The following is a 12,188-nucleotide window of genomic DNA, read 5'->3' as shown; positions in this document are numbered from 1 at the left end:
TATGAGTCGTTTATTTGAAGGAGTCGGAGTAGCATTAACTACCCCATTCACAGATAACGAAGTGGATTATGAAGCATTAGAACAACATGTACAATATTTATTAGACAACAATATCCAAGCTATCGTGGTAAATGGTACCACTGCAGAGAACCCTACATTAACACAAGATGAAAAAGAACAAGTATTGAAAGCTGTAATCAAACAAGTTGATGGCAAAGCAGCAATTATTGCTGGGACAGGTACAAACTCTACACAAAAATCTTTAGATGCATCATTACGTGCAAAAGAATTAGGTGCAGACGGTATCATGTTAATCACACCTTACTATAATAAAACAAGCCAACGCGGCTTAATTGCACATTTCACTACTATTGCAAATGCAGTAGAACTACCGGTTGTCTTATATAATGTACCATCAAGAACGAATATGACAATTGAAGTCGAAACAATGGTTGAACTTGCGAAAAACCCATACATTGTAGCACTAAAAGATGCGACAAATGATTTCGACTATCACCGTGCATTAAAAGAACGTTTAGATTTATCAGAGTTCACACTTTACAGCGGTAACGATGATAACGTAGTGCGTTATTATGCAGAAGGCGGTCATGGTGTCATTTCTGTAGTTGCGAATGTGATTCCAGGCGATTTCCAAGCTTTATATGAAAAAGCTAAACGCGGCGAAGCAATCGACAAAGACTTTGAACCGATTAGCCGTTTATTAAATGCATTGTCAGTAGATGTCAACCCTATTCCAATCAAAGCATTGACTGCGGTTGAAGGTTTCGGTAAATATGAAGTGCGTTTGCCATTAGTGACGCTTGAAGAATCTGATCGCAAACAACTTGAAACAGCTTATGCCAAATATAAAGCGGGTGAACTTTAATGAAAATTTTATTAATCGGATATGGTGCAATGAACCAACGTGTAGCTAGATTAGCTGAAGAGCAAGGTCATGAAATTACAGGGATTATTGTTCCTGATCCAGACAGCAATTATCCCTACCCTGCTTTCAATCAAATCAGCGAAGCAAAAGACGCTGAAGTCGCAATCGACTTTTCTAATCCGGAATTATTATTACCGTTATTAGATCAAGATTTCAAATTACCGGTTGTTGTTGCGACAACAGGAGAAAAAGAAAAAATCATTGCGAAATTAAAAGAACTTAGTGAAAATATGCCGGTATTCTTCAGTGCGAATATGAGTTACGGCATTCATGTGATGACGAAATTATTAGAATTAGCCGTACCTTTATTACAAGGCTATGATATTGAATTAATTGAAGCACATCATAATAAAAAAGTAGATGCACCAAGCGGTACATTGATTAAATTATTAGATGTTATTAAAGAAGTAAAAGACGACGTCAATCCTGTATATGACCGTTCACAAACGACTGAACGAAGAAAACCGGAAGATATCGGTATCAGTGCAGTCCGCGGCGGTACAATTGTCGGGGAACATGAAGTATTATTTGCAGGTGTCGACGAAACCATCGAATTAACTCACCGTGCGCAATCTAAAGATATCTTTGCGAACGGTGCTATTAAAGCAGCAGAACGATTGGTTACAAAATCAAATGGGTATTATACATTTGACAATTTAAATAATTAATTAAACAGAGGAGATGAACCAGTAATGGCAAAAGATTTAACGGCAGAAGAAATTATTCAATATATTAGTGATGCGAAGAAATCAACACCACTAAAAGTATATATTAACGGTGCTTTAGGACAAGTGAGCTACCCTGAATCATTCAAAGTATTCGGCAGCGAAAATTCAAAAGTGATTTTCTGTGAAGCTGACGATTGGGATAAATTCTATGAAGAAAATAAAAACTACATTGAAGATGTAGAAATTGAAATGGATCGCCGCAATTCAGCAATTCCATTAAAAGATTTACGCAATACAAATGCACGTATCGAACCAGGTGCATTCATCCGTGAACAAGCAATTATCGAAGACGGCGCTGTTGTTATGATGGGTGCAACAATCAATATCGGTGCAGTTGTCGGCGAAGGTACTATGATTGACATGAACGCAACATTAGGCGGCAGAGCTACAACAGGTAAAAATGTACACGTAGGTGCAGGTGCAGTACTTGCTGGTGTAATCGAACCTCCAAGTGCATCCCCTGTTGTTATCGAAGATAATGTATTAATCGGTGCAAATGCCGTAATTTTAGAAGGCGTACGTGTTGGTGAAGGTGCAATTGTTGCGGCTGGCGCAATTGTAACGCAAGATGTACCAGCAGGCGCAGTTGTAGCAGGTACACCTGCCAAAGTCATTAAACAAACATCTGAAGTTGAAGATTCAAAACGCGAAATCGTATCAGCTTTACGTAAATTAAATGACTAATTCGGACAAGCGCAAAATATAAGAGAAAATGAATTTTAAAAGGCGTATTGTGTGCGTTCGTCAAAGCATCACATACGCCTTTTATACATATTATGAGTATTAAAAAGGAATGATATTATGACACAAAGTGAATTAGAATTTGTAACTGAACATCGTCGCCATTTGCATCAAAACCCAGAACTAAGTTTAGAAGAACATGAAACAACTGCACACCTTATTGCTTTTTTAGAGTCTATCGGTGTTCCTTATGAAAGACCATTAGAAACAGGTGTAATTGCTTACCTTCAAGGCAACGGTGATCATACGGTTGCTTTCAGAGCAGATATTGATGCCTTGCCGATCCAAGAGGAAAATGAAGTTGCATTCAAAAGCAGTAATGCAAATGTTATGCATGCGTGCGGCCATGATGGACATACTACTGCCCTAATGTTGTTTGTAAGACGCTGCAAAGCTTTATATGATGAAGGCAAATTACCGCAAAATGTTGTCTTTATTTTCCAACCAGCTGAAGAAACAGGTGCCGGTGCCAATCGATTAATCAAAGCCGGTGCGTTTGATAATTATCCGATTGAAGCGGTATTCGGTATTCATGTGATGCCTTTCAATGATGAAGGTACTGTGACAATTTTGAATGAAGAAATTACAGCAAGTGCAACAGAGTATCGTTTCTTCTTAAAAGGACAATCCAGTCATGTAGCGAATAAAGAACAAGGCAAATCATGCGGAGAAGCTTTAACACATGTATTAAATCAAGTCGGTCAAATTCAGCAATATCATTTAAACGGTTTGCAACGCAATATTGTGCATATGGGAAGATTTAATGCTGGCGAAGCCATTAATACTGTACCAAGCAATGGTTATTTAGAAGGTACAATCCGTACTTATGATACCAATGATTTGCAAGCAGTTAAGGATCAAATGACTAAAATTGCACAAAGTGTCCAATTATTATTCGGTGTTAACTGCGAAGTGAAATTCGAGGAAGGTTATCCCCCTACTTATAATGACCCTAGCTTGCATGATGGTGTAGTTCGTGCACTTAAAGCAGCAGACTTTAATGTGGTTGAAATGGATAAACCTTATTTATTCGGTGAAGACTTCAGCTTCTACAGCCAAATTGCGCCAAGTTATTTTGCATTTGTAGGAATTAGAAATGAAGCCAAAGATTGGGTACATGGTCTTCATACACCAAAACTTAACTTTGATGAAGGACAATTAATCAGAATTGCAGATTACTATGAAAATCTATTATTCCAATATAACAAGGAGGTCACTTCATGACAGCGATTTGGTCAGTCAATCGTCAAAAATTTATAGACAACGCAAAACGTGTCAAAAATAATCATAATTTAATGGCCGTAGTGAAAAATAATGCGTATAACTATGGTTTGGAATTTTCAGTGAATGCTTTTTTAGAAGTCGGAATTAATACTTTCAGTACCACTTCACTTGCGGAAGCTGTACGTATTAGAAAAATAGCACCTGAAGCGACTATATTCTTAATGAATGCAGTCTATGATTTTGATACAGTACGCGACAATAAAATCCATATGACACTTCCCTCTTTATCCTATTATTACGAACATAAGCGCGATTTAACTGGGATTCATGTGCATCTGGAATTTGAAAATCTATTGCATCGATCAGGTCTTAAAACATTAGATGAAATAAAAGAAGTGTTGAAAGATCATGCGGCAAATAACAGCAATGACAAAATGATTATCAGCGGCCTATGGACTCACTTCGGTTATGCGGACGAATTCGATGTGCCGGAATACAACATAGAAAAAGAAGCATGGGTCAATGTAGTAGATGCATTGTTATCTGAAGGTTTTCACTTTGATTTAATCCATGCACAAAACAGCGCTGCTTATTATCGTGAAGGCCAAACCTTATTGGAACATCATACTCATGCGCGTGTCGGTATTGCACTCTATGGTTCAAGACCTTACAGCAGTTTATCTGAATCAGATATTACACAAGCTTTAACGGTTAAAGGCAACGTGATTCAAGTTAGAGATGTCAATAAAGGTGAATATTGCGGCTATAGTTTTGCTTATGAAGTTGAACAAGACCATACTAAACTTGCAGTTGTGGATATGGGTTACGGTGATGGTGTACTAAGAACAAGAGCCAAACATGAAGCAATCATCAATAATAAACGCTACCCTATTAAAGCATTAATGATGAGTCATATGTTTGTTGCGGTTGACGACAACGTTACTGCACAAGATGAAGTGATACTATATAATGAAGATATGCGTATCGATGAATATACGTTTAAAGGTGTAGGCGCGAACTCTGAACAGCTGAGTGCGCTGAACCATGATTCTTTGATAAAGGAGATCAGATAAGATGGTTGTAGAATATAAAAACGGTAAATTAACGATGGGCGGAACAAGCTTGGAAATGATTGCGCAAAGCTTTGGGACACCTACCATTGTTTATGATGAAGACCAAATCCGCAATCAAATGCGCAGATATAAAAATGCATTTGAAGAAAGCGGAATTGATTATAATATCTCTTATGCTTCAAAAGCATTCACTTGCCTTCAAATGGTAAAACTTGTTCAAGAAGAAGGTTTAAGTTTAGACGTCGTATCTGAAGGAGAACTATATACGGCTTTAGAAGCGGGCTATGACCCAGCAAACATCCACTTCCATGGGAACAATAAAACAAAACATGAAATTCAATATGCGTTAGAGAGCAAAATCGGTTATTTCGTGATTGATTCTTTAGATGAAATCGAATTAATTCAAAAATATGCATCTGATTCTGTAGATGTTGTTTTACGTGTTAACCCAGGTGTTGAAGCACATACACATGAATTTATTCAAACAGGTCAAGAAGACAGTAAATTTGGTTTATCAATCAGATACGGTCTTGCGGATCAAGCGATTGAAAAGATTCAAGCAAGTTCAAAATTGAATCTTAAAGGTATCCACTTCCATATCGGATCTCAAATTGAAGGTACGGAAGCAATGATTGAAACAGCTAAAATTGTAATTAACTGGTTAAAAGGTTTGAATTTAGAAGTAGACCTATTAAATATCGGCGGCGGCTTCGGTATACGTTATGTTGAAGGAGATGTCAGCTTCCCTATTGAATCAGGCATTAAATCAATTACAGATGCGCTGAAAGATATTGCGAAAGAAGCGGATTACCCACTGCCAACTATCGGTATTGAGCCGGGACGCTCAATTGTGGGAGAAGCAGGTGTAACACTTTACGAAGTCGGAACAATCAAAGAAATTCCTGGTGTTAATAAATATGTATCAATTGACGGCGGTATGAGTGATCATATTCGTACAGCTCTATATGGTGCTAAATACGAAGCTTTACTTGTGAACCGCGAGGAAGAAGCTAACGATACTGTAACGATTTCAGGTAAATTATGTGAATCTGGCGATATCATTGCACGTGATATCAAACTTCCTGAATCAGTACATCGTGGAGATTATTTGGCGATTTTATCTACAGGTGCTTATCACTACTCAATGTCATCTAATTATAACCAAATGCAGAAACCTTCTGTATTCTTTATTAAAGATGGTAAAGCAAGAGAAGTTATCAAACGTCAATCATTACGTCAATTAATCATTAATGACACAAAAGTTAAATAAACCTCACTAATAATAAATATGTATAAAGCAAAAACGAACTGATTATTGTCAGTTCGTTTTTTTGATGCCGCATTCCCTATTTAATTTTTTGAATTACGACGTTTCAATAATAAAGCACTACCGACTGCTGCTAGAGATAAACCGAATAAAACGATACTTGATGTCAGTGTTGACTCCCCTGTTTTCGGTAATTCTTTTTTCTCTTGTTTCTTTTTAGAAACGTGATTTGTTTGGACTTTATTGTTAGAAGAATCGCTTTTAGCTGCAGTTGTTTGTTTAGTATTGATAGACACATCAGTTTTCTTATCTGTAAGAGATGAGTCAACTTCAGTTTTTGGATTCACTGTTTTTCCAACTTTATTAGAAATACTATCCTTTTTATCAATGTTAGTCTGAATTTGTTTTTGTTTTGTTGGTTCTTTTTGTTTTTTAAGTTCAGTTGTATTGCCTGTTTGTCCTGCTTTTGTCACTGGCGTTGAGACATAACTTGGTTCTAATACTGATGAAACATGATTTACATTATCTTTCGTTTTTGAATCTGCAACATCACAAGAAGTTTTATTTACTGTAGCCGGTGTTGTTACTGAAGTAGAAGGTGTTGGCGTAAATTCTAAAAGTTGTGAAGAGTAATCTGTGTTGTCTTCAATTTCAGTCACTTGATTAGTTTGGTTCAGTAATTCAGTAGAATAATCAGTATTATCTTCAGCCTCAGTTTCAGGTGTACTTACAGGTGCTTTTGAATCAGATACTGGCGTAAATTCTAAAAGTTGTGAAGAGTAATCTGTGTTATCTTCAATTTCAGTTACTTGATTAGTTTGGTTCAGTAATTCAGTAGAATAATCAGTATTATCTTCAACTTCAGTTTTAAGTGTATTTGCAGGTACTTTTGAATCAGATACTGGCGTAAATTCTAAAAGTTGTGAAGAGTAATCTGTGTTATCTTCAATTTCAGTTACTTGATTATTTTGGTTCAATAATTCAGTAGAATAATCAGTATTATCTTCAACTTCAGCTTCAGGTGTACTTACAGGCACTTTTGTATCTGAAGATGGTTGAGTGTTTTGTGTTGTTTCAGTTGGTGTGAACTCTAATAATTGTGAAGAATAATCTGTTTGATCTTCTTCTGATACAGGTTGATTTGTGTTGTTAGGTAATTCTGGTGTTACTGGTTGAACTTCAGGTGTTTTCACCACTGGTTTATAAAAGCCGCTATCTACAAAATCGTTATTCGCATCTGAAATGTTAATTTCAGTGACGCTGCCGTTAGAGTCATTATCTGCTTCGCCCTGACCAGTTTTAGTAGGCACAAAGCCTGCAGGTGTCGTAAAGGCAACTTTATATTTCCCGTTAGGTATTTGAGAAAATTTATAATTACCTTTTGCGTCTGTCACAGTAGTCAAAGTAGAGTTATCTGGGTTTGTAAGTGTCACTTGTACGTCTTTTAAGCCAGGTTCGTCTTTATCTTGAATACCGTTTTCGTTTAAATCATTCCATACAAAATCTCCTAATTCATAGACAGCGACAGGTGTCGGCGCATCTTTTAAATATCCCATATCAATGGTTAGATTATCTGCGTTATCAATTGTGATTTCTACAGGTGTACCATTAGAGTCTTTTGTTTCATCTTCGCCTGCTTGAACTTGTGTCGGTGTATAGCCTTCAGGTACATCGAATTCGACTTGGTAAGTGCCGTTATTAACGTTATCAAACTGATAGTGTCCATTACTATCTGTCGCAGTAGATGCGACTACTTTACCGTCTTTTGTCAAATCGACTTTAACATGAGCGAGACCAAGTTCAGTATCCCCTTGAATGCCATCTTGATCAGCATCTACCCATGCTAAATGACCAATTTTAAACGATGTCGGTAATTGATAAAAACCACTGTCCACAAAGGCGTTATTCGCATCTTGGATCAGAACATCGGCGTTTACACCGTTGGAATCTACATCAATATCGCCTTGTCCTGTTTTAGTAGGTACAAAACCTGCAGGTGTCGCAAAGGCAATTTTATAGTTGCCGTTCGGCAAATCAGTAAATGTATAGTTGCCCTTTTCATTAGTTGTAGTTGTTAAATTCGTGTTATCCGGATTTGTAAGTGTCACTTGTACGTCTTTTAAACCAGGTTCGTCTTTATCTTGAATACCATTTTGGTTTAAATCATTCCAAACGAAATCACCCATGTTATATTTTGCTACGGGTACAGGTTCGTCTTTTAAATAACCGAAATCAATGGAAAGATCATCTGCATTATTAATTGTGACTTCTGCTGGTCCGCCATTGGAATCTTTTGTTTCATCTTCACCTGCTTGTACTTGCGTTGGTGTGTAGCCGTCTGGTGTTTCATAATTTAATTCATAAGTACCATTTGCGACATTTGAAAAAAGATATTTACCATTCGCATCAGTAGTTGTTGAAGCGATAGTTTGGCCATTTTGTGTTAAATCTATTTTGAGATTGGCTAGAGGTTGTTCAGTATCACCTTGGATACCGTCTCCATCTGTATCTACCCAAGCATAATCTCCGATTTTAAAATTCGTTTGTGAAGTTGATGAAGGATTAGTTTGTGTTGACGGAGTTTCTGCACCAACAGTTTGAGGTGCAGTTGGTGCGGCTTGTGTTTGTGAATTTGAGATAGTTGGCGCAGGTGTGTCTCCTTCAGCTGCTTCTGCGTGATGACTGATACCTAAATAAACACCTGTTCCGATTAAAATTGAAGCTGTTCCCATAGTGAATTTGCGAATTGAGTAATAGTGGTTGTTTGTGTTCTTCTTCATAGATGTGCTCCTTCTGTGCTGTATGATGTGTGTGCAGTCTATATTTAGTAAGTAGAATATAGCACAGAAAAGTATGTGGAAATTTTAATTTACTAAAATTTTAAAATAAATTTACATTAGGAGTTTCGTTATTTAGCGAGGATAAAACAAGAAAAAAACACTTTACAGAAGTAAAGTGTTTTAAATAGTCAATAAATGTAATCTATTTATTATAGTTTAACAACGTTTGCAGCTTGAGGACCGCGGTCGCCTTCAACTACTTCAAATTCAACTGATTGACCTTCTTCTAATGATTTGTAACCTTCTTGGTTAATAGCTGAGAAGTGTACGAATACGTCGTTTTCTCCTTCAACTTCGATAAAACCGAATCCTTTTTCAGCGTTGAACCATTTAACTGTACCTTGTTTCATAATTTGTGAAACCTCCAAGACTAAAATTCAATATGCATTATTCGCATATTACAAAAAATACTTACAAATAATTAGAGTACTGTAAAACCACAAAAGTAATTCGGAGCTATCTCAATAATTCTAATCACTTCTCAACAGTCTTATGTATAAGCTGCAGGTGGATAAATAACTGTTTTATTGACTCAACAAATTATAAATTGTACGATACCACCCTTACAGATCTTGCAAAAGTAATGCTATCAGTATGTTTCTATATATATGTTTGAGCTAAATATTCTTTGCAATATGGAATAAAACTATTGCTTAAAACCAATTATAGTGCATTCGCCCTATCATTGCAATACAAATAGTAAAAATTAATTACTCAATAATTGGAAGGTCGTAATAAACTTCGTTATTATTTAATACGATAAAGCTATAAAATATTTGCATATCTTCATCGCAATCTTCGCAAAATCTCATATCGCAATTATTATAAAATGCATAAATATTATATTTACCTTTCGTGAAATTATCAAATTTCGTTTTAGACAAACAAACTAAATCTTTATATTTTTCGAGCATATCCTCATAGTTCTCAAAATGATATTGTTCGCAAATTTTTTCACGCCAGTCATCGAACAACCACCATCCCTCATAGTCAGCTCTGATCATATTGACTGTCCACACGTTAAAATCCCCTTTATTGAATAATTGTTCCTTTTTATTTTCAACTATTTGCATGAAAATTTCAAGGAATGTGTTTCGTTCTATAGAATGCTGTAAATGTAGTAAATATTAGGATTTTACGTTGAAAATTCGTATAATATAACAAAGAGGTGATCTTATGCAACGTAGAAAAATTCAAGTTTTTGGGCAAGTTCAAGGTGTCGGATTCCGTTATTTTACAGAACGCCTAGCTCAAAAATATCAAATATCAGGGACTGTACAAAATGTTGATCAGTATGTAGAGGTCTATGCACAAGGTGAGGAACAAAACCTTGAACAATTTACCCAAGCTGTAATTGAGGGTGCTTCCCCTGCTTCCAAAGTTTCGGATTATAAAATAGAACAACTAGATACAGATTCATCTTTGAAAGGATTTAGAACTATTTAAAAAGGAAGATGTAAATTGAGATATTATATTTCTCGAATTTATGGAACACTCGTAGGCGTTCCAGCTGCAATTGTCGCTTGGCTCACAAGTATCTATGCATTCGATATACTTTTTGTATATGATTTGGGAATCGGTGTCGCAACATTTTTTGCACTCTACTTCCCCACTCAATTTTTAACATCAAAAAAATATTTACAAGAAATAGGATTAACACGCAGAGATTTCAGGTTTGTGCGCCACCAATTGAATAATGCACAAACAAAAGTGAGAAAGCTGTTAAAATCTTTTATCAATGTACGTTCAATTAAAGACTTTAAACAAGTGAATGAAATTCATAGATTAGCAAGAACGATATATTTCACAGTAAGACAGCAGCCTCAAAAATTCTTCATTGTAGATAGCTTTTTTTATTCTCATTTAGATAATGCTTTAAATTTAATCGAAAGCTATACAAGATTAGCTAAAATGCCTGCTAAATCTAAAGAAGAGAAACAAAAGTTGGAACAAACGCGTATTACACTAGATGAAGTAAAGCGTACTTTAGTTGCGGATTTGAAACGTCTTAATGAAGAAGATTACACGCGACTTGATGTTGAAATGGAAATGAATAAGATAGAACAGCAACGCAAACTCGAATGGAAGGAGCATGATTAATGGCTAATGAGATGCCTAAACAGCCTGAATTACAAAGCCAAGTATCGAATGATACTACTTTAATGGAAGCAAATAAAGATTTTACACCAGAACAACAAAAGAAAATACATGAGCTTGCCAACCAGATTGAACCGATGAACTATGATTCTTTAATGAAATTCGGTTCTAATGCACAATCCAGCATGTCATCGTTCTCGCATAAAATGCTGAGCGAAGTGAAATCTAAAGATACCGGCCCTATCGGAGATACTTTAAATCAATTAATGACGAAATTAAAAGAAGTACAGCCGGATGATTTTAAACAAGAAAAAGATTCGTTCTTAAAGAAAATTTTTAAAAGAGCCAAAGCTTCCGCAAATGAAATATTCTCTAGAATGCAATCTGTAGGTTCGCAAGTAGATCGCATTTCTGTAGAATTGAAAAATCATAAAGACAGTTTGAACCGAGATATCCAGTTATTAAATGGATTATACGATCAAAACAAAGACTACTTTGATGAACTTAATTTATATATTGCGGCTGCTCAAGAAAAGAAAAAAGAAATCCTAGATAATGAATTGCCCGCAAAACGCAATCAAGCATATGAATCTGGCAACCAAATGGATATTCAAGAAGTTGCGGATTTAGAACAATTTGCGGATCGTTTAGATAAACGTATTTATGACTTGCAGCTGTCACGACAAATTTCCTTGCAGACTGCACCGCAAATCCGTATGATTCAAAATGTGAACCAAACTTTAGCTGAAAAGATTCAAAGTTCTATTTTGACAAGTATTCCATTATGGAAGAACCAAATGGCTATTGCGTTAACGTTAATGCGTCAACGACAAGCGATGTCAGCACAAAGAGCAGTAACAGATACTACTAATGATTTGCTGACAGCGAACTCTGAACTATTAAAACAAAATGCAATTGATACTGCAGTTGAAAATGAACGCGGTATTGTTGATATTGAAACGTTGAAATCAACGCATGAAAATATTATCGAAACCGTTGAACAAACATTGCAAATTCAAGCTGAAGGTCGTGAAAAACGCCAGCAAGCTGAACAAGAGCTGCAACACTTAGAAGCTGACATGAAAGATAGATTATTAACAATGAAAGATAATAAAGTTCAATAACACCTTTGATAAAACGATTATCTGCCCTGCTTTGCAAAGCAGTAAAGGATAGTCGTTTTTTTACCTGTTTTTAGATTTTATATTTATCAGGCTGTAATTCAGGGTATCAAAGAGTGAAGTCCATTCATGAGATTCAGTCAAAGGAGTA

At 35.9% G+C, this 12,188-nt stretch carries 12 protein-coding genes; 9 read left to right on the top strand and 3 right to left on the bottom strand.

Translation table 11 applies throughout. The features are described 5' to 3' along the window. Window position 1: 1 nt before the first annotated feature. The 6 genes from dapA (at window position 2) to lysA (ending at window position 5,982) form a co-directional block, all read left to right on the top strand. Window positions 2–886, top strand: coding sequence for a 4-hydroxy-tetrahydrodipicolinate synthase (dapA, locus tag DVJ99_RS04925; RefSeq protein ID WP_114603378.1), 885 nt, complete (start codon window positions 2–4; stop codon window positions 884–886). Then, window positions 886–1,614, top strand: a complete 729-nt coding sequence (dapB, locus tag DVJ99_RS04920; RefSeq protein ID WP_114603377.1) for a 4-hydroxy-tetrahydrodipicolinate reductase — start codon at window positions 886–888, stop codon at window positions 1,612–1,614. Before dapA ends, dapB begins: the two co-directional genes overlap by 1 nt. A gap of 24 nt (window positions 1,615–1,638) precedes the next feature. Continuing rightward, window positions 1,639–2,358, top strand: a complete 720-nt coding sequence (gene dapD, locus DVJ99_RS04915) for a 2,3,4,5-tetrahydropyridine-2,6-dicarboxylate N-acetyltransferase (protein ID WP_105992817.1) — start codon at window positions 1,639–1,641, stop codon at window positions 2,356–2,358. Window positions 2,359–2,475: 117 nt separating this feature from the next. Beyond that, on the top strand, window positions 2,476–3,639 hold the full coding sequence (locus DVJ99_RS04910) for a M20 metallopeptidase family protein (RefSeq protein ID WP_114603376.1): 1,164 nt from the start codon (window positions 2,476–2,478) through the stop codon (window positions 3,637–3,639). After that, the gene (locus DVJ99_RS04905; RefSeq protein WP_114603375.1) at window positions 3,636–4,712 is read left to right on the top strand and encodes an alanine racemase; all 1,077 of its coding nucleotides are present in this window, start codon (window positions 3,636–3,638) and stop codon (window positions 4,710–4,712) included. Before DVJ99_RS04910 ends, DVJ99_RS04905 begins: the two co-directional genes overlap by 4 nt. Before the next feature lies 1 nt (window position 4,713). Then, window positions 4,714–5,982, top strand: coding sequence for a diaminopimelate decarboxylase (lysA, locus tag DVJ99_RS04900; protein WP_114603374.1), 1,269 nt, complete (start codon window positions 4,714–4,716; stop codon window positions 5,980–5,982). Window positions 5,983–6,062: 80 nt separating this feature from the next. Here the strand turns inward: lysA and DVJ99_RS04895 are convergent, their stop codons facing one another. The 3 genes from DVJ99_RS04895 to msaA all read right to left on the bottom strand — a co-directional run bounded on the left by DVJ99_RS04895 (window position 6,063) and on the right by msaA (window position 9,838). Further along, window positions 6,063–8,759 carry an SdrD B-like domain-containing protein gene (locus tag DVJ99_RS04895; RefSeq protein WP_114603373.1) on the bottom strand — a complete coding sequence of 899 codons (2,697 nt, stop codon included), beginning with the start codon at window positions 8,757–8,759 and terminating at the stop codon, window positions 6,063–6,065. Between the two features lie 209 nt (window positions 8,760–8,968). Next, window positions 8,969–9,169: a cold shock protein CspA gene (gene cspA, locus DVJ99_RS04890; protein ID WP_001831260.1), complete on the bottom strand. Its 201-nt coding sequence runs from the start codon at window positions 9,167–9,169 to the stop codon at window positions 8,969–8,971. A 360-nt stretch (window positions 9,170–9,529) separates the two neighbouring features. Beyond that, window positions 9,530–9,838: a regulatory protein MsaA gene (gene msaA, locus DVJ99_RS04885; protein ID WP_114603372.1), complete on the bottom strand. Its 309-nt coding sequence runs from the start codon at window positions 9,836–9,838 to the stop codon at window positions 9,530–9,532. A 157-nt stretch (window positions 9,839–9,995) separates the two neighbouring features. Between msaA and DVJ99_RS04880 the strand changes: the two genes are divergently transcribed. Genes DVJ99_RS04880 through DVJ99_RS04870 form a run of 3 tightly spaced genes read left to right on the top strand, consistent with a single transcriptional unit; the run spans window position 9,996 to window position 12,040 of the window. Beyond that, window positions 9,996–10,265: an acylphosphatase gene (locus tag DVJ99_RS04880; RefSeq protein ID WP_114603371.1), complete on the top strand. Its 270-nt coding sequence runs from the start codon at window positions 9,996–9,998 to the stop codon at window positions 10,263–10,265. Window positions 10,266–10,280: 15 nt separating this feature from the next. Continuing rightward, window positions 10,281–10,919, top strand: a complete 639-nt coding sequence (locus DVJ99_RS04875; RefSeq protein WP_114603370.1) for a 5-bromo-4-chloroindolyl phosphate hydrolysis family protein — start codon at window positions 10,281–10,283, stop codon at window positions 10,917–10,919. Further along, entirely contained in the window at window positions 10,919–12,040 is a 1,122-nt protein-coding gene (locus tag DVJ99_RS04870) for a toxic anion resistance protein (RefSeq protein WP_114603369.1), read from the top strand. The genes DVJ99_RS04875 and DVJ99_RS04870 overlap by 1 nt, the downstream gene beginning before the upstream one ends. The last annotated feature ends 148 nt before the right edge of the window (window positions 12,041–12,188 follow it).

Origin of the sequence: Staphylococcus sp. EZ-P03 (genome assembly GCF_003344575.1) — a bacterium.
Lineage (GTDB): Bacteria > Bacillota > Bacilli > Staphylococcales > Staphylococcaceae > Staphylococcus > Staphylococcus simulans_B.
Note: the sequence above shows the minus strand (reverse complement) of the source record. Positions and strands in the feature narration are given on the sequence as shown.

Excerpts from the sequence above, each read along its gene's own strand:
- dapA (WP_114603378.1), top strand. The coding sequence starts at position 2 with ATGAGTCGTTTATTTGAAGGAGTCGGAGTAGCATTAACTACCCCATTC.
- dapB (WP_114603377.1), top strand. The coding sequence starts at position 886 with ATGAAAATTTTATTAATCGGATATGGTGCAATGAACCAACGTGTAGCT.
- dapD (WP_105992817.1), top strand. The coding sequence starts at position 1,639 with ATGGCAAAAGATTTAACGGCAGAAGAAATTATTCAATATATTAGTGAT.
- DVJ99_RS04910 (WP_114603376.1), top strand. The coding sequence starts at position 2,476 with ATGACACAAAGTGAATTAGAATTTGTAACTGAACATCGTCGCCATTTG.
- DVJ99_RS04905 (WP_114603375.1), top strand. The coding sequence starts at position 3,636 with ATGACAGCGATTTGGTCAGTCAATCGTCAAAAATTTATAGACAACGCA.
- lysA (WP_114603374.1), top strand. The coding sequence starts at position 4,714 with ATGGTTGTAGAATATAAAAACGGTAAATTAACGATGGGCGGAACAAGC.
- DVJ99_RS04895 (WP_114603373.1), bottom strand. The coding sequence starts at position 8,759 with ATGAAGAAGAACACAAACAACCACTATTACTCAATTCGCAAATTCACT.
- cspA (WP_001831260.1), bottom strand. The coding sequence starts at position 9,169 with ATGAAACAAGGTACAGTTAAATGGTTCAACGCTGAAAAAGGATTCGGT.
- DVJ99_RS04880 (WP_114603371.1), top strand. The coding sequence starts at position 9,996 with ATGCAACGTAGAAAAATTCAAGTTTTTGGGCAAGTTCAAGGTGTCGGA.
- DVJ99_RS04870 (WP_114603369.1), top strand. The coding sequence starts at position 10,919 with ATGGCTAATGAGATGCCTAAACAGCCTGAATTACAAAGCCAAGTATCG.